Origin of the sequence: Ensifer sp. R-19 (genome assembly GCF_049905105.1) — a bacterium.
In the GTDB taxonomy this organism is placed as follows: Bacteria; Pseudomonadota; Alphaproteobacteria; order Rhizobiales; family Rhizobiaceae; genus Ensifer.
This window is the reverse complement of the sequence record NZ_CP184571.1, coordinates 42,613-67,920: the sequence shown is the minus strand read 5'-3', so window position 1 is coordinate 67,920 and position 25,308 is coordinate 42,613. Positions and strand designations below refer to the sequence as shown.

The following is a 25,308-nucleotide window of genomic DNA, read 5'->3' as shown; positions in this document are numbered from 1 at the left end:
CAGCCGGCGACTGACGCTTGCCAAGCACCAAGAGGCATAGGCCGATGATCCGCTGGAATACGAATAATGCCCTTTCAACCGCAGCGTTCTGTTTACTATTGGGGCTGATACCGCAAGCAGAAACGCTGGCGGCAGAAGCTGAGGCCAAAAGCCTCCTCAAGGCGATGTCAGACTATCTCGCTTCACAAAAGGCGATATCCTTCGCCTACGATTCAAACCTGGAAGTCGTCACCAAGGACCATCAGAAATTGCTGCTCGCGAGTTCCGGCAAGATCGAGTTGGGGCGACCGGACAAGCTGCGCGCCACGCGGTTTGGCGGCTTCGCCAATGTTGAAATGGTTTTCGACGGCAAGACGGTGACGCTGGTCGGAAAGGATATAAACCTTTACACCCAGGTGGATCTCCCGGGCACGGTCGAGCATCTGGTCGATGCAATGCGCGACAAGCTCGGCAAGCCGGTGCCCGGTGCGGACCTGCTCCTGCCCGACGCCTATGACAAGCTGATGGAGGGCGTAACCGACGTAAAGGACCTCGGCAGTGGGGTGATCGGGGGTGTCGAATGCGACCACCTCGCTTTCCGGGCGAAAGACGTCGACTGGCAGATTTGGATCGCGCAGGGAGAAAACCCCCATCCCTGCCGCTACGTGATTACCGCCAGCCAGGTCGACCAAGGTCCGCAATACAGCATCCAAATTTCGGACTGGAAGACGGGCGTCGATGTCGTGGCGGAAGACTATAGCTTCGTCAACAAGACCGACGCCAGGAAGGTCGACCTGACGGATCTTGCCGACATAGACGAACTACCCGATCACCTGGCCACGGGAGACGACAAATGACCGCGCACGGGAGACTGAAGACCGTTCTGTTTATTGCTGCGCTTTTGCTTCCCGCGATCGATGCCGCTGAGCAGGCAGCGATCCTTAGGCCCTACGCTTTTCCGAAGCCCGCCGAGGCTCGTGTCGGTCGGCCGCTGACACCTGTCAGCGTCGCGGGCGTCGCTCGGCGAACCGTGCGGCGCTGCGCCGTTGGCGTCTATTACTGCTAGGGCCCGAAATCTCAGGGGAAAGTTGGAAGCGTTTTGATCAACACAAACACCAGCACTGAGCGCGTCGCTTCATTCTCAAGCTGTCTGCGCCGGATGATCCTTTGCCTTACGCTCATCTCCGTTTCCGGATGCGGCGGCCATCCGAAGGGTGTGCTGACGCCCGTCGCCGAGACGTCCGCCGATGCAAGCCGCGTCGAAATGCTGATCACAACCACGCGTGACCGCTCGGAAGTACCCGGAGAAATGTTCACGGGCGAGCGCGCGCGTGCGCCAGCGTTTGCGGACATCACCGTATCTATCCCTCCTATCCGAAAGGTTGGCGATGTCGCGTGGCCAAAGAAGCTGCCTCCCAATCCGGCCACCGACTTCGCAACTCTGAAAGCGGACGAATTGACAAAGACTGAAGCTAAGGCCTGGCTGAATGCTTCGGTCAGGAAGAGTCCCGACCAAAGCGTGCTTGTGTTCATCCACGGGTTCAACAATCGCTTCGAAGACTCCGTCTACCGCTTTGCCCAGATCGTCCATGATTCCGGCGTCAAGAGTGCGCCCGTTCTTGTGACCTGGCCATCGCGGGGCAGCCTCTTGGCTTACGGCTATGACCGTGAAAGCACCAACTATACCCGCAACGCGCTGGAATCACTGTTCCAATATCTGGCTGCGGACGAAGAGGTGAAGGATGTCTCGATCCTTGCTCATTCGATGGGAAACTGGCTCACGTTGGAAGCGCTTCGCCAAATGGCAATCCGTAACGGACGCCTGCCGGCAAAGTTCAAAAACGTGATGCTCGCGGCCCCCGACGTCGACGTGGACGTGTTCCGCTCGCAGATCGAGGACATGGGCAATCAGCACCCGCGGTTCACCCTCTTCGTGTCGCAGGACGACAAGGCACTGGCTTTCTCGCGCAGGGTCTGGGGTGACATTCCCCGACTGGGATCGATCGATCCGGAGCGGGCCCCTTACAAGCAGGAGTTAGCGGACCACGATATCACCGTCATTGATCTGACCAAGGTGAAGGCCGGAGACAGCATGCACCATGGCAAGTTCGCAGAATCGCCACAAGTGGTCCAATTAATCGGCGCCCGGATTTCCGAGGGCCAGACGTTGACCGACAGCAAGATGGGCCTTGGGGATCACCTCATCGCTGGAACGACGGGGGTTGCGGCAGCAGCAGGCAGCGCCGCGGGCCTGATCCTCACCGCCCCGGTTGCTGTTGTCGATCAAGCCTCTCGCGAAAACTACGCTCACCACCTCAGTGGGTTAGCGGGCCGGTCGAGCTCTGAGCAGGAAATCGCGGTTAAGGACTGCACGTCAAAACAACGGCTGGAATCTAAATCAACGTGTGGCGCGACAGAATTGAGGGACAACCAATGAAAAGATGCGCCGGGGCTTCGGTGTCCCTCAATGGATAAGCCTCTGCCGCTCCGACGTAGAGTCCAAGCGGCGCGTAGCCTTTCGCGAAGCCCTACGCCGGCGCGTCGGTTGCGGCGGCCAATGATCATACGCCTTACGGCTTCTATCCTTTCCCTTGCCGCTGATGGATTTCTTGAAAGAACGGAGCATTTTATGAAGAGACTTGTTACGGCCGCCATCGTCGCGAGCGCGCTCTTGTGCGGGCCGCTGATGGCAGCTGACCTTAATGCTAATCGAGCACCGGACGACGTTCCTGCGATCGAGGAACGATGGACCTATTCGATCACGCCTTACTTCTGGGCAGCAGGTCTTTCTGGCGAGACCGCACAGTTTGGTCTTCCTACGGTCAACATGGACGCGAGCTTTAGTGACATTTTCGACAACCTTGATTTTGGCGGTATGCTCATGGGAGAGGCCCGGAACGGACGATTCAGCGTTTTCGGCGACCTGATCTACACCAAGCTTTCCGCCGACGATAACACGCCACATGGTTTGTTGGCGACGAGTGTCGACGTCGACACTCAGACATTCGCTGGCCTTTTCGGCGTGGGTTACTCGGTCCTTGAAGGACCTGAGGGCCGCCTGGATGTCGTCGGCGGCCTGCGGGTGTGGTCAGTGGAGACCGAGATTTCCTTCAACGGCGGAATTCTCGGTGGGCGCAGCTATACCGACAGCGCCACATGGGTCGATGGCCTCGCGGGGGTGCGCGGCACCTATAATTTCACACCAAACTTCTACGCGATTGGATGGGGTCTTGTCGGTGGTGGCGGTGCCAACATCGACTGGGATGTGATGGCAGGGGTTGGGTACAACATCAACGAGACGGTTTCTGCAACAATTGGTTACAGGGCGCTCGGCGTTGATTACCGTGACAACGGCTTCATTTTCGATGTCGTGCAACAGGGCCCGATCGTCGGTTTCACGATTCGCTTTTGAACCCATTTGCGAATGCTTGGAGTACCGCGCCAAAGGCATCAGAGCCGAACAAGATAAGGGTTTTCGGAAGGGACGAATTTCCGTGCAAACGAAGATCCGCTCTTGGACGGCGGTCGAACAACGCGCTGTGTTAATACGCGCAGCAACTGTGATCGCCCTGCTCCTTTTCGCAAGCAGTCCGCCTTGGCGCAAACCAATCACACCGCCGGGTTAACACCCAACGTCGAAGAGTTTCTGGACCTACTCGGGAAAAGTGACGTTCAGGATTGGCTCCGCGCCCGACAACAAGCCAGTGGCGCCTCCGAAAGCCGCAAGGACCTGCCATCCGATGGTTCCTTCGGAAAAGCCTTTTCGGAACGTCTAAAGGCGATACGAGTGCATCTCAACGAGCTTTGGCAAGTCGTGCCGCGCATGAATACCGAAGTGGAGAAGGCACAACACAGCGACTGCGGTTGGCGAGCAACGGCGCGGGCTTTATCACAATCTTTGCCACGGCGGGCGTGCTGGTGGGTTTGGGACTTGCAGCCTTGTCTCTCGATACGGCCTTGATTTCGCTTAAGCCTTTGGGAAGATCGTTACCAAACAAGCAGAACGTCTGGGTGCTGCAACGTCGCGGGAGCAAGTCGTGCCGCGCATCCAGCTCGGTGCAATCGCAAAGGAAGCGCCTGCCTCGGCGCAACCGAGGGAAACGCCGGAATTCGTCAGCACCGGCGCGCTCCGAATGAGTGCGCAGGGGATTTCGAGCTACTTTTGCATACAGCGAATGGGTGCTGGATACCGCCCGACCAGTTCATCGACAGTCAACAGGGTGACACCCTCCACGATCGATTGAGCGACTAAAATCCGATCAAAAGGGTCCCTATGGATCGCTGGTAGTCCATCCACCGCTACCGCGTGTTCGCTGGTGATTGGGAGCTCTTGGTAGCCGTTATCGATGAGACCGCGGCGAAGTAGGCGAGGATCCACGGTAAAATCGGCGCGGCCAAGCCCGCGCTTGATGGCCACCTCCCAGAGACTCACCGCGCTAAATAGCAAAACATTGTCGGTATTTTCGATTTCAGCCAGAACGGCGGGCGGCAGTTTCCCAGGCTCTCCCGCAGCCCAAAGCAGAAGATGCGTATCCAGCAGGAGTTTCATCATTCGCCGCCAAACAGTTTCTCGATATCTTCGCCACCCATCCGATCGAAGTCTTCCGGTACGGAAAACTGCCCCGCCATGAATCCGACGCGACGAGTTTCATCGGCGGCAGGGGCCTCGACCGCGACGACCTTCACCAACGGTTTACCCGATTTGGCAATTATAAAGGACTCGCCTTTCGCTGCCTTCTCAATGAGCCGGGACAAATGAGTTTTCGCCTCGTGAATATTTACAGTGTGCATGGCCCTACCTCGAACTTAGTTCTGTAAACTTAGTTCAGTCTCGACCTGATAGCAAGCATGACCGCGCCGAAGTATCGACTTTGACGCCCAGCGGTCCAGAGAATGCAGGCAACTCGGCGACAGCAGTAGTTCGAGATGGCAGTAGCCATCGTCGCTGCGATGGTGACCCGGCCGGAAGATATCGCTCATCCGCGTCTTTCAGACAGGCGTGCGCGGACCGGTAATAGTCCGATCAGGGTCAGAAACGGCAACGCGCCCAAGAACTGCGCCAAGATGGGGCGGCCACAATTCAGAGCTCCGCAGTTCGACGCTCGTCTAACGCCAAGTTTTTTGAGATATTGAGTACGGTAGATCACCCGATCTGCCCAATCAGCAAGGGAGGATGTACTATGCCACTGTTCATAACCACAGGGTGCTATACAGCCACGTCAGCGAAGGGAATGATTGATAGTCCATCGAACCGAGAAAAGGCGGCCCGTGGCATCATGGAAGCAGCGGGCGGGAAACTGCATTCCTTCTACGTCACGACCGGCGAAACCGATTGGATGGCCATCACGGAATTCGACGATGGCGCTGACCTGGTCCCTGCACTTCTCGTCGTTGGCGCATCGGGAGCCGTCTCGAATGTCAAAACCGTGCGAGCCTACACGGGCGCGGAATTCAAGGCTGCGCAAGAGAAGGCGGGCAAAATCGCATCTTCCTACAGGCCCCCGGCAAAATAAGCAGACCACTGGTTGAAACATCTCTGGCAGCGGACCGAACCTCCGCTGCCAGAAACGATGTGTTGGCGCGCGAATAGGCCTCGGAGACTCGGCCCATGGGGTGACGATCCTTCTGCATTAATGAGTATGGGAACATATCTAGAAATATGATTTTATTGCGAAATTTAATGTTTTCGCAGAAAATACTTGTTAGTTAACGACTGAAAAAACTTGCAAATGCACAGCATCATTGACTTGTCACACGCAACGGCGAGCCCGCTCCGCGTCGATTTCCGACACGCACGACGGATGGCCTACGGCTTCCGCGACACGCACAACAGCGCGCGAAGAGGCATCTATGGGATGGTCACGGATGACCGTCATCAGAATGACTGTCAATTGGAAGTGTATCGAGCAAAATACAAGCGCCTTCACAGATGAATCACGCCGCGCCGCGCGGCGTGGGCGACCGCATCGGTGCGGCCGGTGGCATCAAGCTTGTCGATGATGCGGCCGACATGAAATTTCGCTGTATCGACAGAGATGCCGAGTTTGCGAGCAATCTCCTTATTCGAAAGGCCTTCTGCGAGAAGCGCCACGACTTCGCGTTCGCGGGAAGTCAGACCCGCCTCCTCCGTGGCGGCCCGCGCCGTGGAGAGGACCAGCTCGGACATCTCCCCTTCCGGCGCCAGACGCACCCAATCGACAGACGTAAGCAGCTCGCTCAACCGCTCCGCAAGCACCGGATCGTCGATGCGCACCGCGATCGTAACAGGGCCCGTGTCACTCATCGGCGGGGTCGGGTCGCGATAGTGACCGCCGCCTCGACATCAGCGCCCGCACGCCTGATCCCCAAGGAGACCGATCTGCCAATCGATTGATGATCAAGGGTCCGCACGAGCGCATTGACCGAAGGAACGGCCTCACCGTTCCAGTGGACGATGATGTCTCCTTGCAGGACCCCACCAATAGCACCGGGTCCGTCGGGGTCAACACTCATGACCATCGCCCCCTGGCCGCCACCGGTAACGGCGACCTGATGGAGCCCGAGGCCGAGATAGCCACGCGGGACTTCGCCATGCGCCAGGAGGAGAGCCGCCGCGCGTTCAACGGTTGCAGAGGGGATGACGAAGGTTCGGCCCCGGGGGCCGCGCACCGCCATTCCAAAGACATTGCCCTCCGCGCTGATCGCCAAGCCCCCCTCCGCGCGACGTCGCAATCTCACGTCGAGCTCGATACGTGCATCGATTTTCCCGCCGCGCATCGATCGCCACGCAGGACCAACCGCGATCGCGCTGCCGAATGAAACAAGTGACGCGCTCTCGGCGGCCGCGGCGACCACGACGAGTGCACCAGGTCGAGGCACCACTTGGTCGAGCACAGCCGACGGCGCGGGGGCTCCCTCGACTCGAAGCAGCGCAATGTCAGTCGACGGATCGCGCCCCACCAGGCTGGCTGGGTGTTGCGTGCCATCCGAGAATTCGATGAGGATCTGACCTTCGTCGGAAAGAGCTTCATCTGCGGTGATGATGAGGCCTTCGCGCCAGACGAATCCGGTGGCGAGCGAACGGGTTGAGGCAATTTCAACAATGCTCGGCGCCACCGCAGCGGCGGCTTCGACGATCGTGGAAGATAATTGAGCGAGGAAACTAGGTTCAGTCATGGGTGATCTCCTGTAAAGCCTAATGTGTGTCTTTACGGCGGTGATAGCCACTGCCCGTTCAGGTAGGCCGATCACGCTCGGCTTGCCCGCATCCCAACGCCTCGGCGCTCATCACTTGTCGACGTACGCGGCTAGCCTATTATTTCAACGCGATCTGGAAAGTCAGGATAGCGCCCGTGGCGTCGTAGCTGGGGAGGGAGTAATCTCGCTGAGAGAGTACAGCGGACCGAACCTCCGCTGCGAGAAGCGATGGTTGGCGTGCAAAGCGGCCGCGAGATGCTCGATTCGCTGGGGACCAATCGAACTGGTCGCGATCGCGAGGAGGCAGCGGCAAAGGCGCGCGAGGACGGCGATCCGGTTTCGCGTAAAGGAGTCCGTTACGCACAGGCGACCTCATGAACGCAGCAATTATCCGTCCGTGCTAGTTCGGAATGACCTACAGGCCGACTTGCTCCATTCGTGTCGACCCGGCGTCAGGGGGCAAGCGGCTTGTCTTCCCGATTGCGAAAACTGGCCCTCACCAGCCTTTGCACCGCACATGTAACGACGCCGGTTTGAAATGCCTGCTTTCCCGCTTCAGATTACCCGTGCTGTTACAGTGTGGATCGAGTTGTTGCCGTAGCCCAGCCGGTTCCACACGGCGTGTTCGGGTTGTGTCCGGCCCGCCGTGTCGGTGGCGCGCGCCCGCACGGAGAGTGGCCCCGTCTCCTCAAATCGCGTGATCAACTCCCACCATTGCCACGCAGCCCGTCGTCGTTCGCCAACGAGCCGTGCCTCGCACCAAGGTCCGTCGTTCAGGCATACATCGACCCTGGAGATGCTGCCGGCGCCCGACCATGCGACACCCCGGATCGCGGTCTCGCCGCGCGGCAGGTTCTCCCCCTCATCAGGCGAAGATACCAGCGCTCGCACATTCATCAGCTTCACCGGCGCGCGCTCGTCATGCCCGTTGCGCACCCAATGGTACCAGTACTTCTCCGCCTGATAGTACGCTTCACAGGGCTTGTCGGTAACGACGATCTCGGTCAGCCACTTGACGGACGCCACCGCATACCAACCGGGCACGATCAGCCGCAATGGATAGCCATGGGGCGGTGACAGTGGCTCGCCGTTCATCTCGTAGGCAAGAAGCGCATCCGTTTCACCGATTTGGTCCAAGCTTAAGCCACGTTCGAAACGAACCGGCGCGACGTGCCCGTCGACGACCCCGCTGTCGGCACCGCGGAAGGTGAGTTCCGTCGCCCCGGGTCGCAGGCCCGCGCGCTCAAGCACTTCCATCAGGCGAACCCCGGTCCACTCGGCGGTGCTGACGGCGCCCAGTCCCCAGGCTTCGCCGGGTACGGCAGGATCGAATAGGCTGCGGCCGTTGCCGGCGCATTCCAGTGTCACCACGAGGCTCTCCGCATGAAGGTTGTGAAGCTCCCTCATGCACAGTTTCAGTGGCCGTTCGACCAGCCCGCCGATCGACAGCCGGTAGTTGTCACCGCCAAGGTTCGGAATATCGAAGTGGTTACGCAAGTAGAACCGACCGTTCGGCATCACGGCACCGCCTGCAAGGTCCGGCACCGAGGTCTCGCCATTCAACGGATTAACGCTGTGAATGAGAAGGCCAGCCTCGATGGCATCCTGGCACGCATCTGCGGGGTTGAGCACCTCTGCAGACACGTCCACCGGGCGCCCATCACAGCCGCCGCTCGAAACCATCGCAGCGCAGGTCATCGCTGCCGTCACTTCGACCTCGCCGGCTTGACGGAGAGGCGTCAAAAAAGCCTGAAGCACGGTCTCATCCGCTGCCTCGGCAATGAAGAACAGTGAATGTGAGCCCTGCGCAACAGCTTCCCCCTTGATCAGCACACCGTGGCGGGCAGCGCTCGGCCGGCTCAAATGATTCAACAGCATCGCGCCCTTGGCCGGATCGCGCGCGGGACAGGTTTCGGGTGAGTGCCGATGGTGCACAATGAACAGAGGCATCGAAAACTCCCTGCTGGGGCTTCGTCGAACTGGCTGGTCGGTCTGATACGATCAGTGGTGGTCCTTCGGTCTCTTAGGCACCTGCATGATCAGATAGAACCGCACCGCCTCCCGGCTAGGATTAGACGCCGGATTTTTGGATGAACATGCCTTGTCAGCCGCGCTAGGAATAGGTTGGCGGTTGATGTTGTGAGGCTGAAGGTCCGCTTTAGACCGGAATCCGAGACACATCCGTTGCCTTGAAAGGAATCGAACTGTTGACTTCCAGAGACCTTCAGAGCGCCAAACTGTCAGCCCACACAAAGACGATATTTCGCGAGCGCCAGATCGGACCGGCATCCGTGTATTCCCCGGCCCGCTTGCCGCCGAGCGCGTCGTAGAAAGCGATCGCAGGTTCGTTGCCGTCGACCACGCCCAGCCCAACTCCGGGAAATCCTCTCTCCCGCAAATGCAAAGCAAGCCTTGAGAGCAATAGGCGGCCGATGCCTTGGCGTTTGACATCCGGATCGACGTACAGGTTTTTGATCTCGCCGAGATCGCCAAAGATCCCGGCTGAGGGCGCGCCGGCGGCGCCGATCGCGACCGGCCTTCCCTCCAATTCGGCGAGAAGCACGATCTGGTCGGGATCGTTCGCCGTGAGCTTTTCGCGCCAGGTGCTACGGCGACGGGTTTCATCGAGCAGAGCGTAAACCTCCGGTGGGGCAAGACCACGATAGGTTTGCCGCCATACCCTCACGTGCAAATGCGCGATTGCATCCGCGTCGGCCGGGGCTGCTTGCCGTATCGTCACCTTTTCCATCGCCCGCTCCCTATTCCACCTGTGTCATCAGCCAACGTTGGAACGCCTTGAGCGCCGATGAAGGCTTGCGGTCCGTTGGGGTGGTGAACCAGTAGGCGACCTTGGATGCGTAGCCAATCCCCCCGGGATTGACGAGGCTTCCGGCCCTCAGTTCCTCCTCGACGAGCTGTGGTGGAACGAGGGCCATGCCCTGGCCGGAGATCGCGGCGCGCAGGACGAGCGTATAATAGTCGAAGCGCATGACGCCCTGTGGCTCGAGGTCCGGTTTCCCATGTTCCGCCACCAGGTCGATCCAGCGCAGCGGAGTGCTCGGATGCTCGATGATGACACCGCGCGCCGCATCCTCGAGGGTTTCACAGGAGCCGAGCCGCGCGAGATAAGCGGGTGCACAAACGAGCCGGACATCCTCGCCGAAGAGGTAGACCGAGTGTTCGTTCGCGAATGGCCCACGGCCGAAGCGGAACACTGCGTCCGGCTGAGCCGCCGGGTTGTCGGTCGCGAAGGTGGTGTACTGAACGTCGATATCCGGGTGTTTCTGATTGAAGTCGGAAAAGCGCGGCAAGAGCCAGCGGTCGCCGAGGATGGGCAACACCTTCAGCCGAAGCGTATGGGAATCGGGCTGCAGGCTCGCGGCGCGGAAGGCGGCCTCCTCCATCGCCTTGATCGCCACCTGCGCTTGTTCCAAATAGATGCGGCCGAGGTCTGTCGGCACCATGCCCGACGGCTTTCGCGTGAACATCTGCGCGCCGAGAAGGTTTTCGAGGGTCAGCAACTGCTTGCTCACGGCGCTTTGCGACAGGTTGATGCTTTCCGCAGCCGCCGTCGTCGAGCCTCGCTCCGCAATCGCAAGCATCACGCGAAGGGCAGTCATCGAAGGCAGTGGTACGGAGGTATGAACCAAGGGCATTCTCTGGCAAGGGGCTAGTCGGTTTCGTCATAACGGTATCGCTTTTTCGCGTTTGTGCAAGCGGTCCCTAAAAGGCAACCTCAACTCGGGAACATAATTACCGAGATGGGAGACTGTCATGACAGAACAAGCGACATCGCTTTGGGGAGGCCGATTTTCCAGCGGTCCCTCTCCGGAACTCGCGGCGCTCTCGCGAAGCAATCCAAGCTTTTTCCGCCTGTCCCCCGAAGACATCGCCGGGTCTCGCGCCCATGCGCGCGAACTTGCGCGCGCTGGCGTACTGAGCGAGGACGAACTGCCGCGGATGCTGCAAACGCTCGATACGATCGCGGCCGATGTCGCGGCCGGCCGCGAAAAGCCGAAAGCCTCGGATGAGGATCTTCACACCTTCCACGAGCGCCTGCTGATCGAGCGGCTGGGTGCCCTCGGCGGCAAGCTGCGTGCCGGCCGCTCGCGCAACGACCAGACCGCCAACAACACCCGGCTCTACCTTCGCCGCACGGCGCGGCGACTGGTGAAGCTGGTCCTTGCGGTGCAGGACGCACTCGCCACCCAGGCGAATGAGCATATCGAGACGGTCATGCCGGGCTTCACCCACCTTCAGCCCGCTCAGCCGATATCGCTTGGCCATCACCTGATGGCGCACGCACAGTCGCTCAGCCGCGACATCGAGCGCTTCATCGACTGGGACCGCCGCTTCGACCGTTCGCCGCTCGGCGCCGCCGCCCTGGCCGGCTCGGCTTTCGCCCGCGATACCGAAAGCTCTTCGCGCGATCTCGGCTACGCCCGTCCCTGCGAGAATTCCATTGATGCCGTCGCGAGCCGCGACGTGGTCTCGGAATTCCTGTTCGTGACCGCGATGCTGGGCGTGAACCTCTCGCGTCTGTCGGAGGAGATTTGCATCTGGGCTTCGCGCCAGTTCGCCTGGGTGAAGCTGCACGATTCCTACTCGACCGGCTCGTCGATCATGCCGCAGAAGAAGAATCCCGACATCGCCGAGCTGACGCGTGGCATGTCGGGCACCATGATTGGCAATCTTGCGGGCATGCTCGCCACTCTCAAGGCGATGCCGCTTGCGTACAACCGCGATCTCGCCGAGGACAAGCGCGCGCTTTTTGAGACGATCGATCTTCTCGACCTGATCCTGCCTGCCTTCGCCGGCATGGTCGCGACGTTGACCTTCGACACCGAACGCATGGCAGCCGACGCGCCACGCGGCTTCACGTTGGCAACCGAGGTGGCGGACTGGCTGGTGCGGCAGGGCATTCCTTTCTCGCATGCCCATGAGATCTCCGGCGCCGCCGTACGTTACTGCGAAGAGCGGGGCATGGAGCTTGACGGACTGACCGAGGCCGACCTGCCGAACATCGACGAAGCATTGACCCCGGATGTGCTTAAGGTGATCGACCCAGCCCGGGCGCTCGCCGAACGTTTCGGGCAGGGGGGAACCGCCCCCGCCCGCGTGCGCGAGCAGATCGCGGTCTTTGCCGACACCTGCAAAGAGCAGCGTGCCTGGGCCGAACAGGATCTCTCGGGTGTTGCCCTTGTCCCCTTAACGGGAGAGGAAGCATGACCGACACGCCCCTTCCCCAATCCAGCCGCGATGCCCATGACATCGCCCATCTTGAACTCGTTCCGCGCAGGCATGTGGGGCGCAAGGTCTTCGCCGCCATCGTGCTGCTGCTGGTGGCGCTCCTGATCCGCGCCTTCGTCGTCGGCCAGATCGAATGGCCGGTCGTCGGCCAATTCCTGTTCGCCCCCGTGATCATCCAGGGCATCTGGAACACACTGCTGATGACAGTCGCGGCGATGTCGCTCGGAATCGCACTCGGCGTCCTCATCGCGATCATGCGCATTTCCGGCAATCCGGTGCTCGAATACATCGCGCTCGTCTATGTCTGGATCTTCCGTGGTGCGCCGGCGCTACTGCAGCTGCTGCTCTGGTTCAACCTCGCGCTGATCTTCCCGACGATGGGCATTCCGGGCCTGTTCGAATTCAACACCGTCGAGGTGATGACGCCCTTCGTCGCCGCCATGCTCGGCCTGGGCATCCAGCAGGGCGCCTATACCTCGGAAGTCGTGCGAAGCGGCCTCCTGTCCGTGGACGCCGGCCAGTACGAAGCCGCTCGGACGATCGGCATGACGGGAATGCAGACGCTGCGCCGCATCGTGCTGCCGCAAGCCATGCGCGTCATGGTCCCGCCTGTTGGTAACGAGGTGATCAGCATGGTCAAGCTCACCTCGCTCGCCTCGGTGATCCAGTATTCGGAGATCCTGCACAATGCGCAGGTGATCTACTACGCCAATACCCGCGTGCTGGAGCTGCTGATGGTCGCAAGCTTCTGGTATCTCGCGATCGTCACCGTCCTCTCCCTGATCCAATCCCGGATCGAACGCTACTACGCCCGCGGCACCCGCGGCCGCACGACGATCTGAAGGGGGCGCACATGACAAGTGAAATCCTGGTCAAGGCCGTTGACGTCTGCAAGAGCTTCGGCACATTCAAGGCGCTCAATGAGGTGGGTCTGGAAGTGCGTAAGGGCGAGGTGAGCTGCATCATCGGCCCCTCGGGTTCCGGCAAGAGCACGTTCCTGCGCTGCATCAACCTTCTGGAACGCATCGACTCCGGCGCGATCTGGGCCAATGGCGAGCTGATCGGCTATCGCCGCGACGGCAACAGGCTCTATGAGCTGAGCGACGTGGAAATCGCCCGCCAGCGCCGGGGCATCGGCATGGTTTTCCAGCGCTTCAACCTGTTCCCGCACAAGACTTCGTTGGAAAACGTGATCGAAGGGCCGGTACAGGTTTTGGGCGAAAGCTCGAAGGCCGCCCGCGAACACGCGATGGAACTCCTGAAACGCGTCGGCCTTGCCGACAAGGCCGGCAACTATCCCTCGGAGCTTTCTGGCGGCCAGCAGCAGCGCGTCGCCATCGCCCGAGCGATGGGCATGCGTCCCTCGCTCATCCTGTTCGACGAGCCGACCTCCGCACTCGACCCCGAACTGGTGGCCGAGGTGCTCGATGTGATGAACGATCTCGCCGCCTCCGGCATGACGATGATCGTCGTCACCCACGAAATGGGCTTTGCCCGCAACGTCAGCAACACCGTCGCCTTCATGGACGGCGGGCGGCTGATTGAGCACGGCCCTTCGGCGCGGGTCCTGACCCAACCCGACAACCCCCGCACCGCCGATTTTCTCAAGGCTGTGCAACGATAACCGTAAAAAACCGACAGGATGGGAACTACGATGAAAAAAGCAATTCTGGCCGCCTCGGCGTGCCTGCTCGCCTTTACCGCCCACGCACAGGATCTGCCGGAGAAACAAAAATCCGCGGGCAAGCTTGTGGTGGCGAACACGCCGAATTATCCGCCGATGGAATATCGCGACCCGGCGACGAACGAACTGATGGGCGTCGACATCGAGCTTGGCAAGGCGCTGGCGAAGCAGCTCGGCACCGAGATCGAATGGTCCGAGATCGGCTTCGAGCAAATGGTGTCTTCGCTGAACACCGGTCGCGCCGACCTAGTTTTGAGCGGCATGAGCGACTTGCCCAAACGACGCGAGACCATGGACTTCGTCGACTATATGAGCTCCGGCGCGCAGTTTTATACCTCGGCCAAACGCAAGGATGAATTCAAGGAACTCACCGACTTCTGTGGCAAGACCGTGGGCATGAGCCGTCGCACCTCCTTCCCGGATGAGGCCAAGAAGTGGAGCGCCGCCAATTGCGAAGCCAACGGCAAGCCGGCGCTTGTTATCGTCGGCACCGAAGGCTCGGCCGATGCCCGCGCCCAGTTGAAGCAGGGCCGCCTTGACGGCGCGGTCCAGGGCTCGGAAACCCTGCCCTACCTGCTGCAGCTTGAAAAGGACACCTACGCCATCGTCGGCGAGCCCTTTACGGAAGTCTATCAGGGCATCGGCTTCTCCAAGCAGACGCCCGAGCTGCGCGACGCGATTGCCGGCGCCCTGAAAGCCCTCATGGCCTCCGGCGAATACAAGGCGATCTTCGAAAAATATGGTCTCGCCGCCAGCACGCTCGACGGCGTGATGATCAACGGCGAAGCCGCAAAATAATCGCGGGACGGCCCGGCGAGTATGCCGGGCCGCTCCCCTCGCCTGCCCGAACGAGGATATCATGATGCCCAATGTAGCCCGAGGCGGCGTGCAAGCGTTGACGCATGTCGAGGCGCTTGCCGATTTCTGCGCCCGACTTGCGCCTGCCGATCTACCGGCCCGGATCGCCGCCCGTACCAAATCCCACTTTCTGGATACGCTCGGCGCAGCACTCGCTGGCACTCGCTCCATCGAATTCCGCAAGGTACGTGCGCTCGTCGCACCAGGGGGAACAACACCGCTACTGGCCTCGCCACAGCGAACCGGACCGCGCGACGCGGCCCTTGCCAACGGGGTGGCCACCCATGTCTTCGAACTCGACGATTCCGGCGGCTGCGATCATACAGGCGCCGTCGTTCTGCCCGCGCTACTGGCAGCTCTTCCGTCCTGCGAGGCCCCGATTTCCGGCGGCGATCTCATTTGCGCGCTGACGGCGGGTTACGAGGTCGGCCGCCGCGTGCTGGATGCATCCGGCGGCTACGGCGTGCACAATGCTGCCGGTTGGCACTCCACCGGCACCTGCGGCACGCTCGCGGCTGCGGCAGCGGTCGCCCGGCTGCGCGGCTATGACAGCACCCTCTTTCGCCACGCCCTGACGCTGGCCACCAGCTTTTCCTCTGGCCTGTGGGCCTTCAATCATGATGGCAGCCAAGCAAAGAAGGTCCACGCGGGCCGGGCGGCTGAAGGCGGACTTCTCGCCGCCGATCTCGCCGGCGCCGGCTTTTCGGGTCCCTCGCAGGTGTTCGACGATGTCTGGGGCGGTTTCTTCCGCACCTATGTCCGGGATGCCGGGCATGCCGCCGAACTCTCCGCCGGGCTGGGCACGAACTGGAAGATTGAACGGGCCTCGCTCAAGCCCTACGCTGCTTGCCGCGGCGCGCATTCCGCCATCGACGCTGTCGGCGACATCCTTGCCGAGACCGGCCGCACTGTCGCCGACATCGCGCGGGTTGACGTCCGCCTCAGCTCCTTCCTGATGGACATGTGCGGCCGGGCGCGGCTGGAAACACTGGCGGGCGCACAAATGAGCCTCGGCTATGCGCTAGCGGCGCTCCTGGTCTTTGGCCGCGTCGACCTCGAACAGTATTCCGCCGCCGCCCGTGGAGACCCGCGCATCGCCGATGTTCTCGGCCGCTTCCGCTTTCATCCCGATGCGCAGATGCCGCAGATGGCCGAGCCGGAGGTGACCGCCATCTTCGCTGATGGCGAAAGCAGGACGGCGATGGTGCCCCGCGCCACCGGCTCCAGCGAGCGGCCGATGAGCGACGCCGCCATCCGTGCCAAATTCGACAGCCTGGCGTCGATGGCATTGCCTGCGGCTCGTATCGCGGACCTCGCCGATTTCGTGGGCGTGCTGGAGGAACACGCGGACTGCCGGGGCCTTTCTGACCTGCTGGTCGCAGACGAACCCGAAGCGCCGGTCTTCATTTGAGAAGGAAGTTTCATGACCTACGATCTCAGCCCTCGCCCACTCAACCCGGCGTCACCAGCCCCCGTTTTTGACTGGCCGTACGGCAAGAAGAGCGCCCTTTTTATCGGTTTCGACGTCGATGCCGAGACTGCCTGGATCGGCAACAACCACGCCAATGTCGACCGGATGGTGACGACCTCACTCGGCGGATACGACGCCCGGGTCGGAATCACAAAGATCCTCGAACTGCTGGATATGCTGCGCCTCAAGGCGACCTTCTTCGTTCCGGGCTGGACGGCCGAGGCCCATACAGCCGCGTGTGAACCGATTGTCGCTGCCGGGCACGAGATCGCCCATCACGGCTACCTGCACAAATGCCCGGATCGCAACAAGCTGAACGAAGCAAAAGAGGAGATCGACCGCGGCCTCGAAGCGCTGAAATCCCGGCTCGGCGTCACACCCGTTGGTTATCGCGCGCCATCCGGCGAGAATTTTCCCGAGCTTCTCGCCTATCTTTGCGAACGGGGCCTGCGCTATTCCTCATCCTTCCGCGATGATATCCGCCCCTATCGTCACCGTCTGGCGGACGGCCGCCCGGGGCCGGTGGAAATTCCGGTCAACTACGCCTTCGACGACTGGAATTTCGGCATGACCGGTCGGCTGGATGCGCGCCCGCTCTTCGGGAGGGACGCTATCCTACCCATCTGGCGCGAAGAGTTTATCGGAACCCACGAGTGGGGCGGCGTGAGCACGCTTGTCTTGCATCCGCAGGTTTCCGGCCGGCCGATGCGGTGGCGGATTCTGCGGGATTTCCTCAGCGAGGTCGCCGCGCGTGACGACGTCTGGATCGCCACCGGCGCGGAAATCCTCGCGCACTACGAAGCCGAAACCGAAGCAGCATAGGGTCTCGCCGGTCGCCCACCAAACCCGCGCGAATGGACTTCAACCGTCTCCACAGCAGAGGCGACCCTTACGCAATATCGCCATCATGGTTCGTCACCGATGTCTACGGGCGCGGCCTTTCTCTTGCTTGAGCACCGCCGGCCTTTGCGCTCGCCGGCACGGCGACCTGGCCACCGCCTCTGGGAGCCGCCGTCCATCAATGGCGATCGCAGTTTCAGTCCGCCTTCAACGCGGCCTCAATGGTCGCGAAGATCGTCTCGACCTCATTTTCACCGATGGTGAGCGGCGGCGACAACACGATCGTGTTTGCCACCGGACGAACGAGCACTCCGTGTTCGAAGCAGTGCTCGTAGACTTTCCTGGCCATCGCCTTGCCGCTGACGGGATCCTCTCCAAGTTCGATGCCGGCGAGCAGACCGAGGTTGCGGATGTCGACGACCCCTGGAAGACTCTTGAGGCTGTGGGCGCATGTTTGCCAATGCGGCTCAAGCCGCGCTGCCCTTTCGAACAGGCCTTCGGAAACATAGACATCGAGCGACGCGAGGCCGGCTGCCGCTGCCAGCGGATGGCCGGAATAGGTGTAACCGTGGGACAGTTCGACGGCACCCGAGGCCGCTTTCCCGGTGACCGTGTTGTAGATGACGCTTGAGGCGATCACGCCGCCCATCGGAACCGCACCGTTGGTCATACCTTTCGCGACCATCAGGAGGTCGGGTATGACGCCGAAGCGGTCGGCCGCAAAGGGCCGGCCAAGCCGCCCGAAGCCGGTGACGACCTCGTCAAAGATCAACAGGATGCCATGGCGTGAGCAGAGATCGCGCAGCCGTTCGAGATAGCCGACCGGTGGTACGAGCACGCCGGTCGAACCGGCGACAGGTTCGACGATAACGGCTGCGATCGTCGAGGCGTCGTAGGTCGCGATCATCTGTTCGAGTGCATCGGCAAGCTCTGCCCCGTGGCGAGGCTGACCGAGGCTGAGGGCGTTCCTTGCCGGATCGTGCGTATGGGGCAGGTGAACTGCGCCCGGCAAGAGCATGCTGAACTGCTTCTTGTGCGGCCCCATTCCGGCCGCCGACAGGCCCCCGAAACCAACACCGTGATAGCCGCGCTGGCGCCCGACGATACGTTGGCGCTGCCCCTCCCCCCGTGCGTGATGAAAAAAGAAAGTTTCATGCTCAAGCCACCTCAATGCCGGGCCGCCCGGGCTCTACTTAACTGGACGCAAGCAGAGCTTGCTGACCGCACTGCGATCAGTGCGGTTTCCATCCGAGCGTTCGAAAAGGGTGGTGAGATGCGTGAGAGCAACCTCCGCCTAATCAAACTGACGTTTGAGACTGCCGGCGTCGTTTTCCAGGACGAAGGCGAGCTTATCAGTGGTGGTCTGGGCGTACGCTTCCGTTCTTCATCCGCTGCAGATGATTCGCGCGGGTAATCGCGCAGCCAACAGATCGCAGTTCCGTTCGATACATTACGCGATCCTCGTGGCCCAGAGGGTGAACATCACAGCAACAAGGCTTGCAGCGCTCGTGGAAGCACAGTTCTGTCCGGCCCGTAAGGCGCGTCCACGCTTAAGTCTGCAAACGACAGCATTGCGCCCTCATTATGGTCACTCACACCACCCGCGCGAGATCCTGGAAGCCGGCGGTCTGCTTCGCCAATGGTCGCGTCCGGAAGGCGCCCGACGAGAACATGTTGGAGGACGCTTGGCAGACTGGATTTTCGCGCGTTACGAATTTCGGCATCGGACACACTCCTACCGTTGCGCTTCTGAGTTTGCCGGGGCTTTCCGCGAGAACGCTTCCCAGAACCGACTTCCATCCTCCGAGTGGGAAGGCTTGAGTTCTGGTTCTTCGGTTCCATTTGATTGCCGACAGGCTCAACATCATGAAGGAGGTGGTCGAATGACGCGGAACATCATGGCACTGGCTTTCACGGCCGTAATCGGAATGTGTAGTGCAGGCGTGGCGCATGCCGAGCAGTTGGCAGCCAGATCGAGCGCCAGCATACAGAATGATCTCAACTATCTGATGTACACGCCCGACGACTATGCTTCGTCCAGCAACGCGTATCCGCTTGTTGTGTGGCTACACGGCGGCGATCAGGGCGGGACCGATATCGAGAAAGTCAAATCGAGTGGCATTCCGAAACTGATTGAGGATGGAAAGACATTCCCCTTCCTAGTGTTTTCGCCTCAGAATCCGAGTGAAGAACTGCTTTATCCGATCGAGAAAGTGGAGGCGGCACTCGATGAGGTTATCTCGAAGTATCGCGTAGATCGCACGCGTGTCTATGTCATGGGGTTCAGCCGCGGGGGGTTCGGTACTTGGGCCATGGCAGAACAGTTTCCCGAAACATTCGCCGCTGTCGTTCCGATCGCTGGTGGCGGTAATCGCCACTACCTTAGCAGGACAAATGAAAAGGCAGCTTTCTGGGTGTTCCACGGCACGAACGATGAAGTCATCCCTTTGTCGGATTCGGTCGTGCTGTACGAGCGCCTCGTGGGTCTAAAGCGTAATGCTCGTTTGAGTGTTCTGGAGGGCGTGGACCACTCGGGCGTCGAACGGGCCGCCTTAAATGATCCCGAGCTTTGGGATTGGCTTCTGAAACAGCGCCTTGAGGTCGCGCCTGAGTAACCTTTCAATCCTCTACGCGTACCGCGGAATGCGAACGGCGTCTGCTTAGCGCGCCCTCATGTCGGTCGTAGAGGTCGTCATCGCGCGCGCCCGAAAGCGGACATAGCTCCGCGGCGGCGTCATCCTGCGCGCCAATAGTGGTCGCCGAGGCAAGTCCTACAATCCTACAGCCGAGACAATCTGCCACAAGATGTGTTTGGTATGTTTCACGCGTAGTGGTTGGCGTTCGCGTCGAGCTTGACACGGGCCACGTACAGGGCAATTTCATGCCTAACATAATGGCACCTCAATCTGGCCTGCTCTCCAGATTACTCAAGCTTTGGTATAGGGACAAATGCGGTCCAAACCGGGCGGTGAACCAATTTGCACCGAAACGCTGCAGCGCATACATTGAGAGCATCAGGACATCACAATGAGACACACAAAATTTTCATTCCAGCAGGTTGATGTCTTTTCCTCCAAAGTTTTGCTAGGCAATGCGCTGGCGGTTGTCATTGGAGCAGATTCTTTAACCGCATCGGAGATGGCTGCTTTCGCGCGCTGGACGAACCTTAGCGAAACGACTTTCCTTCTACAGCCGAACTCGGCAGATGCCGACTACCGCGTTCGCATCTTTACACCTGTTGCTGAGTTGCCCTTCGCGGGCCACCCCACTTTGGGGAGCTGCCACACATGGCTGTCTTCTGGTGGAAAGCCAAAGAGTAGCGAGATTGTCCAGGAGTGCGAGGTGGGACTAGTCCACATTCGGCGCAACAATGGACGACTTTCCTTCGAAGCCCCCGAACTGCGCCGATCAGGCCCGGTGGAACTCGACACACTGAAGCTAGTACTCAAAGGCTTGCGGTTGACATCCGATGACATCGTCGACGCCAACTGGGTGGACAATGGCCCTGGCTGGCTCGCTGTCCAACTGCGCTCCAGGGCTGACGTCCTCGCGCTTCGTCCGGATTTCGCCATCCTTTCCGGATTGCGGGTCGGTGTCGTTGCCCCCTGGGATCCAACAAAGGATGGGCGGGAAGCGGATTTCGAGGTGCGTGCCTTTACCGCGGCCGGTTTTGAAGACCCGGTAACCGGCAGCTTAAATGCAGGCATTGCTCAATGGTTGATTGGTAACGGCATCGCTTCCTCATCATACATTGCCAGCCAAGGTACCGTCCTTGGACGGGAAGGACGTGTTCATGTGGAGTTGGTCGAAGATCAGATTTGGGTCGGTGGCGACGTTACAACTTGCATCGAGGGCGTCGCAGCCTTTTAAAGTGCTGGTTGTAAGACTAGCTGGCCGCCACGATCGCATCGCTATCGATGATTTCCGCAAAGTCGGATTTGAGATGGGCTATCGTTACATCGAAAATCGCACGCGCGGATAGCTGCTCGTCCGGCATATCAAAGCCCATGACGGCATCACGGACGACGATCATCCTAAAGCCGAGGTCCGATCCAACTCGAACTGTGGTATTGATGCAAAAACCTGCAACTGCGCCCGTCACGACGAGGGTGCCGATGCCATTGTCGCGGAGATATTTTTCCATCCCGGTGGAAGCAAATGGCGAAGAAGTCGTCTTGACGAAAATCGGTTCGTCGTCGAGCGCTTCTGCGCAGGGCATCACCTGTTGAGCGGGTGAACCAAGGTGCATCGGGGATGTTGGATCAGGGTCGCTGTGGCGAACGTGGATCACCCTTTGTCCAGCCCTGCGGAATTCAGCAGCTAAGGCGGCGATCTTGGCCGGAGCATCACCGTGGACGTGATCGCGCCCTGCATCGAGACGATGCTGCATCAGCATCTGCATGTCGATAATTACAAGCGCTTGTTCCAATTCCCAATCCTCTCAGGCCCCGTTAGGCGACGAAAGGTGCCTACCATGGGCCAATCATGTCCGCAAAGGGCCGCTGCTCGGTCGTTCAGATCACTCGACGACCGGAAGCCGGCAGCACGGATGTCTCCTATCCCTCGCTTTGAAGGGATTCGAATCGCGGCCAATGCGCCCGCAGGCTCAATGTCGCGTCGTTGTCCGTATCGCGGCAGATCGGGGATCGCTTGGGCATGGCGCTGCTTCAACGCGAGGGTCATCGCCTCAAACTGACGGCCGCCGGCGAAATCCTTCACCGGCAGTCCGTCGCGTCGCATCACCTCTCGAAGTGGCGGTGTCCGAGCTCGACATTCTCAGGGGCTTGAAGACGGGGACCGTCGAGAGCGTCGGGCTCTCCTTCCTGCCTTCGCTGATCGCGGAGTTCTCGCGGCGCCACCCGACGCTGCATCTTGATGTCGAGGTCACCTGGTCTTCCGATGTAATCCAGCGCCTGATCGACGAGACCGCCGATGTCGGCTCCGGCTTCCTCACGACATTGGCGCGCGACATCCATCGGGATAGGATTGCCTCCTATTGCCCTCGTAGCGCGAATAAACGGTTGCCCGCCCCTCGGGCGATGCATAAGCTCCCATCGCGGCGCGCCGCGTTCTACCGATGACGGTCGGATGCCGCTGCAAGCCGCCTCCCCAAATTTCCCAAGGGCCAAGAACAACAATCATGACTGTCGCCATTCCCACCATGACGAGTCCCAAGACGCATCTCGCTGTGCTGGTCATTCTGGGTCTCACCCATCTCCTCAATGACCTGATGCAGTCACTGATTCCGGCGGCCTATCCGATTCTGAAGGACGCCTATGCGCTGGATTTCGTGCAGATCGGCTTGATCACCATGACCTTCCAGATCGCCGGGTCGCTGCTGCAACCGGTAATCGGCATGGTGACGGACAAACATCCCGCGCCCTATTCACCGGTCGTGGGGATGATGTTTACACTCTCTGGCTTGGTTAGCCTTGCCTTCGCCCATAGCTACGCGGTGATTCTAGTTTCAGTTGCGCTGATCGGCATTGGATCGTCCATCTTTCACCCGGAAGCGACGCGCATGGCGCGCTATGCCGCCGGCGGGCGCCAGGGGTTGGCGCAGGGACTGTTTCAGGTCGGCGGTCAGGCGGGCGGCGCGCTCGGCCCGGTCTTCGCTGCGCTGATCATCGTTCCCTGGGGACAGCCGAGCCTCGCCTGGTTTGCCGTTCTCGCATTGATGGCCATGGCACTTCTTGTATGGATCGGTAGCAAGCAGCGGGAGATCGGCGCCGCATTCATGGCGTTGCGGGCAGACGGCAAGAAGGCGGGCGGCGCCGTTCGTCACGCGCCAGCGACGATCGGGGTAGCCCTGGGGGTCCTGACGCTGCTGATGTTTACTAAGAACGCCTATGGCGAGAGCTTCCGCTCATTCTACACCTTCTATCTCATTGAGAAGTTCGGCCTCTCGATCCCCTCCGCACAGATGATGCTGTTCATCTTCCTACTGGCTTCGGCCGCGGGCGCGCTGATCGGCGGCATCGTCGGTGATCGCATCGGGCGTTATCGTATCATCTGGATTTCGGTTCTGGGGCCGCTTCCGCTGACGCTGATCCTGCCACACGTCGACCTCCTCTGGACCGGCGTGCTGACGGTGATGATCAACCTGATCATGGCGAGCGCCTTCGCCTCCATCCTGATCTACGCAATCGAGTTGCTGCCGCACCGGATAGGACTCATTGGTGGGCTGTTCTACGGTCTGAATTTCGGCCTTGGCGGTATAGCCGCAGCGCTTCTCGGAATATTGGCCGACAGCTATGGTGTCGGAACGGTTTACTACGTCTGCTCCTTCCTCCCGCTTGCGGGGCTTCTCGCGTGGTTCCTTCCGAGGATTGAAGAGGGCCACGCTTGAAGACATCGGTCCTATGGCCGGATGCCCCGTGGTAATAAGGTCCAGTCGATACATTATGCGATCTTCAAAGTCCAAAACATCAACATAGGCAGAATTCCGCCCTTACATGGGCGACCCTTGCCACTTGGCCTCGAGCAAATACACCTCGTTGCCAAGCAGGACGCTATTTAATCGCGAGACTGTGCCTCTAATATTTTCAACAACATAGCACGCCACATTATTTGAGATTAAGCAGTTAATTTGAGATTTTGGCTCGTGAGCTGGCACCTAATTTGAGATTTTCCACAATGGCAGCAGCGTCATATCTTCGGAGATGACCCCCGCTAAACCCGCATGTTTACAGATGCTTAAACCCTCAAATGTCCAATGATGCGTGACCGCCAAAAGCTGCCGCAACGAACGCAATCTAACGGATCACTGCCAAACGACATCTACGCCAAGGCCCTGCCGATGGAGGAATTCAGGCCTTCTATCGAAGGGGCTCCGCTCGAAATGCGTCCTGACGCAGGACCAGAGCAGTTCGGGGACGTTTTTCATATTCGAGAAAGGCACGGACGCCCTTTCGTAACCGACCATCCTTTCCTGCGTGAATCTGCCGTAGCGGCGAATTTTGTAAGAAGATGCAGCGCCTTGCGGAGTTTACGTTATGGTGGCAGGGCGTCCTGTACCGGGATATCGCAACGGCCATGAAGAAGGTAAGGCAGATGAGAAAAATTGCGCTGATTTCGTTGACACTCGCATTCCCGATGGTCGCGCATGCCGAAATCGTCACCCCCAAAGTTTTGGTGATCACCATGTTCGGGGAAGAAACCAAGCCCTGGCTGGAAAATCTGCAATTGCGCAAGCGCATCGCGGTGACAGGGCTGCCGAAAAGCGCTCCCGACGTCGTCTGCAACGAGGATCTCTGCGTCATGACGACCACGATGGGTTTTGCAAATGCGGCCGCGTCCACAGCAGCGGTCGCGCTTTCGGACAAATTAGATCTGTCGAAGACCTATTTCATCATCGCAGGAATAGCCGGAATCGACCCTTCGAAGGGCACGCTCGGCTCGGCTGCCTGGGCCGATTATGTCATCGATGGCGGCCTTTTCCATCGCATGGCCACGTCCGAGGCGCCGGCAGAATGGAAGTCGACCGTCGTCGAGCTTGGTGCAGGCGTGCCTGGAGAAAAGCAGGCCTGGGGCGCCGGAACCGAGGTGTTTGAAATGAACAAGCCGCTGCTCGAGGCGGCGCTTGCGGCGAGCCGGAATGTCACGCTGGCCGACGGCGAGACCGCAACCGCCTATCGCGCACTCTATTCGCAGCCGGCCGCCAAGGCCAAGCCGGGCGTAACGAGCTGCACGACCATTTCGGCCGATACCTATTGGCATGGCGCGGGCGTTGCTACGGAACTCGCCGCGCACGCAAAGGTCCTCACCGATGGAAAGGCGGATTACTGCACGAGCCAGATGGAGGACAACGCCACCCTGACCGCTCTCAGCCGCGCCGCGGATGCCGGGCGACTGGATTTCGGCCGGATCGCCGTATTGCGCACGGCATCCAACTTCGACCGTCCGCATGACGGCCAGAGCACGGCGGAGTCGCTGGCGGCGAAGTCCGGCGGCTTCGGCCCGGCAACCCAGAACGCCTTCCTCGTCGGCAATGCGCTCGCCGAAGACGCATCGCCCATTGGAGCCGCTATGAAGCAGGGCTGAAAAACTG

The 25,308-nt window shown here is 60.3% G+C and carries 27 protein-coding genes and 1 pseudogene; 18 read left to right on the top strand and 10 right to left on the bottom strand.

The genetic code is table 11. The features are described from left to right. The first annotated feature begins 44 nt into the window (after window positions 1-44). The 4 genes from ACN9MO_RS30670 to ACN9MO_RS30655 all read left to right on the top strand — a co-directional run bounded on the left by ACN9MO_RS30670 (window position 45) and on the right by ACN9MO_RS30655 (window position 3,391). Entirely contained in the window at window positions 45-836 is a 792-nt protein-coding gene (locus ACN9MO_RS30670; protein WP_057251624.1) for a DUF2092 domain-containing protein, read from the top strand. Then, window positions 833-1,045 carry a hypothetical protein gene (locus ACN9MO_RS30665; protein WP_057251625.1) on the top strand — a complete coding sequence of 71 codons (213 nt, stop codon included), beginning with the start codon at window positions 833-835 and terminating at the stop codon, window positions 1,043-1,045. The genes ACN9MO_RS30670 and ACN9MO_RS30665 overlap by 4 nt, the downstream gene beginning before the upstream one ends. 93 nt (window positions 1,046-1,138) lie before the next feature. Then, window positions 1,139-2,416, top strand: coding sequence for an alpha/beta hydrolase (locus ACN9MO_RS30660; protein WP_112995304.1), 1,278 nt, complete (start codon window positions 1,139-1,141; stop codon window positions 2,414-2,416). A gap of 192 nt (window positions 2,417-2,608) precedes the next feature. After that, complete coding sequence (locus ACN9MO_RS30655) at window positions 2,609-3,391, top strand: hypothetical protein (protein WP_057251627.1); 783 nt, start codon at window positions 2,609-2,611, stop codon at window positions 3,389-3,391. A gap of 744 nt (window positions 3,392-4,135) precedes the next feature. Here ACN9MO_RS30655 and ACN9MO_RS30650 read toward each other — a convergent pair. Continuing rightward, window positions 4,136-4,528: a type II toxin-antitoxin system VapC family toxin gene (locus tag ACN9MO_RS30650; RefSeq protein ID WP_057248455.1), complete on the bottom strand. Its 393-nt coding sequence runs from the start codon at window positions 4,526-4,528 to the stop codon at window positions 4,136-4,138. Beyond that, window positions 4,528-4,770, bottom strand: coding sequence for a type II toxin-antitoxin system Phd/YefM family antitoxin (locus ACN9MO_RS30645; RefSeq protein WP_057248288.1), 243 nt, complete (start codon window positions 4,768-4,770; stop codon window positions 4,528-4,530). The genes ACN9MO_RS30650 and ACN9MO_RS30645 overlap by 1 nt, the downstream gene beginning before the upstream one ends. A 389-nt stretch (window positions 4,771-5,159) precedes the next feature. Between ACN9MO_RS30645 and ACN9MO_RS30640 the strand changes: the two genes are divergently transcribed. Further along, window positions 5,160-5,492: a GYD domain-containing protein gene (locus tag ACN9MO_RS30640; RefSeq protein WP_112995301.1), complete on the top strand. Its 333-nt coding sequence runs from the start codon at window positions 5,160-5,162 to the stop codon at window positions 5,490-5,492. A 410-nt stretch (window positions 5,493-5,902) separates the two neighbouring features. Here ACN9MO_RS30640 and ACN9MO_RS30635 read toward each other — a convergent pair whose 3' ends face one another. From ACN9MO_RS30635 to ACN9MO_RS30615, 5 genes are all read right to left on the bottom strand, one after another. Then, window positions 5,903-6,262: a helix-turn-helix domain-containing protein gene (locus ACN9MO_RS30635; protein ID WP_112995300.1), complete on the bottom strand. Its 360-nt coding sequence runs from the start codon at window positions 6,260-6,262 to the stop codon at window positions 5,903-5,905. Then, window positions 6,259-7,134, bottom strand: coding sequence for a S1C family serine protease (locus tag ACN9MO_RS30630; RefSeq protein WP_425989018.1), 876 nt, complete (start codon window positions 7,132-7,134; stop codon window positions 6,259-6,261). The genes ACN9MO_RS30635 and ACN9MO_RS30630 overlap by 4 nt, the downstream gene beginning before the upstream one ends. A 576-nt stretch (window positions 7,135-7,710) precedes the next feature. Further along, window positions 7,711-9,105, bottom strand: a complete 1,395-nt coding sequence (locus tag ACN9MO_RS30625) for a molybdopterin-dependent oxidoreductase (protein ID WP_425989015.1) — start codon at window positions 9,103-9,105, stop codon at window positions 7,711-7,713. 274 nt (window positions 9,106-9,379) lie between these two features. Further along, a complete protein-coding gene (locus ACN9MO_RS30620; RefSeq protein WP_113133261.1) occupies window positions 9,380-9,904 on the bottom strand; it encodes a GNAT family N-acetyltransferase in 525 nt (174 codons plus the stop codon). A 10-nt stretch (window positions 9,905-9,914) separates the two neighbouring features. After that, a complete protein-coding gene (locus tag ACN9MO_RS30615; RefSeq protein ID WP_375374157.1) occupies window positions 9,915-10,775 on the bottom strand; it encodes a LysR substrate-binding domain-containing protein in 861 nt (286 codons plus the stop codon). Window positions 10,776-10,929: 154 nt separating this feature from the next. Here ACN9MO_RS30615 and argH point away from each other — a divergent pair, with 154 nt between their 5' ends. From argH to ACN9MO_RS30585, 6 genes are all read left to right on the top strand, one after another. Then, complete coding sequence (argH, locus tag ACN9MO_RS30610; protein ID WP_113133262.1) at window positions 10,930-12,384, top strand: argininosuccinate lyase; 1,455 nt, start codon at window positions 10,930-10,932, stop codon at window positions 12,382-12,384. Next, the gene (locus ACN9MO_RS30605; protein WP_058327919.1) at window positions 12,381-13,247 is read left to right on the top strand and encodes an amino acid ABC transporter permease; all 867 of its coding nucleotides are present in this window, start codon (window positions 12,381-12,383) and stop codon (window positions 13,245-13,247) included. Before argH ends, ACN9MO_RS30605 begins: the two co-directional genes overlap by 4 nt. A gap of 11 nt (window positions 13,248-13,258) precedes the next feature. After that, the gene (locus tag ACN9MO_RS30600; RefSeq protein WP_112995296.1) at window positions 13,259-14,029 is read left to right on the top strand and encodes an amino acid ABC transporter ATP-binding protein; all 771 of its coding nucleotides are present in this window, start codon (window positions 13,259-13,261) and stop codon (window positions 14,027-14,029) included. A gap of 30 nt (window positions 14,030-14,059) precedes the next feature. Next, window positions 14,060-14,887 carry an ABC transporter substrate-binding protein gene (locus ACN9MO_RS30595; protein WP_162728047.1) on the top strand — a complete coding sequence of 276 codons (828 nt, stop codon included), beginning with the start codon at window positions 14,060-14,062 and terminating at the stop codon, window positions 14,885-14,887. Window positions 14,888-14,951: 64 nt separating this feature from the next. After that, window positions 14,952-16,358 (top strand): MmgE/PrpD family protein, encoded by a 1,407-nt coding sequence (locus tag ACN9MO_RS30590; protein WP_425989010.1) that lies wholly within the window; start codon window positions 14,952-14,954, stop codon window positions 16,356-16,358. A gap of 12 nt (window positions 16,359-16,370) precedes the next feature. Continuing rightward, window positions 16,371-17,240, top strand: a complete 870-nt coding sequence (locus ACN9MO_RS30585) for a polysaccharide deacetylase family protein (RefSeq protein WP_425989007.1) — start codon at window positions 16,371-16,373, stop codon at window positions 17,238-17,240. A 214-nt stretch (window positions 17,241-17,454) separates the two neighbouring features. On the opposite strand, the gene ACN9MO_RS30580 is transcribed toward ACN9MO_RS30585, so the two are convergent. After that, on the bottom strand, window positions 17,455-18,363 hold the full coding sequence (locus ACN9MO_RS30580) for an aminotransferase class III-fold pyridoxal phosphate-dependent enzyme (protein WP_425989310.1): 909 nt from the start codon (window positions 18,361-18,363) through the stop codon (window positions 17,455-17,457). On the opposite strand from ACN9MO_RS30580, the gene ACN9MO_RS30575 reads away from it, so the two are divergent. Next, on the top strand, window positions 18,244-18,672 hold the full coding sequence (locus ACN9MO_RS30575) for a helix-turn-helix domain-containing protein (RefSeq protein WP_425989422.1): 429 nt from the start codon (window positions 18,244-18,246) through the stop codon (window positions 18,670-18,672). The two genes, ACN9MO_RS30580 and ACN9MO_RS30575, sit on opposite strands and share 120 nt — an antisense overlap. 178 nt (window positions 18,673-18,850) lie before the next feature. Here ACN9MO_RS30575 and ACN9MO_RS30570 read toward each other — a convergent pair whose 3' ends face one another. Then, entirely contained in the window at window positions 18,851-18,982 is a 132-nt protein-coding gene (locus ACN9MO_RS30570; RefSeq protein WP_280137702.1) for a hypothetical protein, read from the bottom strand. Between the two features lie 159 nt (window positions 18,983-19,141). Between ACN9MO_RS30570 and ACN9MO_RS30565 the strand changes: the two genes are divergently transcribed. Both ACN9MO_RS30565 and ACN9MO_RS30560 read left to right on the top strand, forming a co-directional pair. Continuing rightward, on the top strand, window positions 19,142-19,873 hold the full coding sequence (locus ACN9MO_RS30565; protein WP_057248297.1) for a prolyl oligopeptidase family serine peptidase: 732 nt from the start codon (window positions 19,142-19,144) through the stop codon (window positions 19,871-19,873). A gap of 412 nt (window positions 19,874-20,285) precedes the next feature. Beyond that, window positions 20,286-21,128, top strand: a complete 843-nt coding sequence (locus tag ACN9MO_RS30560) for a PhzF family phenazine biosynthesis protein (protein WP_425989002.1) — start codon at window positions 20,286-20,288, stop codon at window positions 21,126-21,128. Window positions 21,129-21,144: 16 nt separating this feature from the next. Here the strand turns inward: ACN9MO_RS30560 and ACN9MO_RS30555 are convergent, their stop codons facing one another. Continuing rightward, complete coding sequence (locus tag ACN9MO_RS30555) at window positions 21,145-21,687, bottom strand: isochorismatase family protein (RefSeq protein WP_057248299.1); 543 nt, start codon at window positions 21,685-21,687, stop codon at window positions 21,145-21,147. 173 nt (window positions 21,688-21,860) lie between these two features. On the opposite strand from ACN9MO_RS30555, the pseudogene ACN9MO_RS30550 reads away from it, so the two are divergent. From ACN9MO_RS30550 to ACN9MO_RS30535, 4 genes and pseudogenes are all read left to right on the top strand, one after another. Beyond that, a pseudogene (locus ACN9MO_RS30550) lies at window positions 21,861-22,046 on the top strand (hypothetical protein); the annotation flags it as partial. Next, the gene (locus ACN9MO_RS30545) at window positions 22,016-22,339 is read left to right on the top strand and encodes a LysR substrate-binding domain-containing protein (RefSeq protein WP_057248301.1); all 324 of its coding nucleotides are present in this window, start codon (window positions 22,016-22,018) and stop codon (window positions 22,337-22,339) included. The pseudogene ACN9MO_RS30550 and the gene ACN9MO_RS30545, both read left to right, overlap by 31 nt. 59 nt (window positions 22,340-22,398) lie before the next feature. Then, window positions 22,399-23,607 carry an MFS transporter gene (locus ACN9MO_RS30540; protein WP_425988997.1) on the top strand — a complete coding sequence of 403 codons (1,209 nt, stop codon included), beginning with the start codon at window positions 22,399-22,401 and terminating at the stop codon, window positions 23,605-23,607. Between the two features lie 704 nt (window positions 23,608-24,311). After that, entirely contained in the window at window positions 24,312-25,301 is a 990-nt protein-coding gene (locus ACN9MO_RS30535; RefSeq protein ID WP_425988994.1) for a purine-nucleoside phosphorylase, read from the top strand. Window positions 25,302-25,308: the final 7 nt, after the last annotated feature.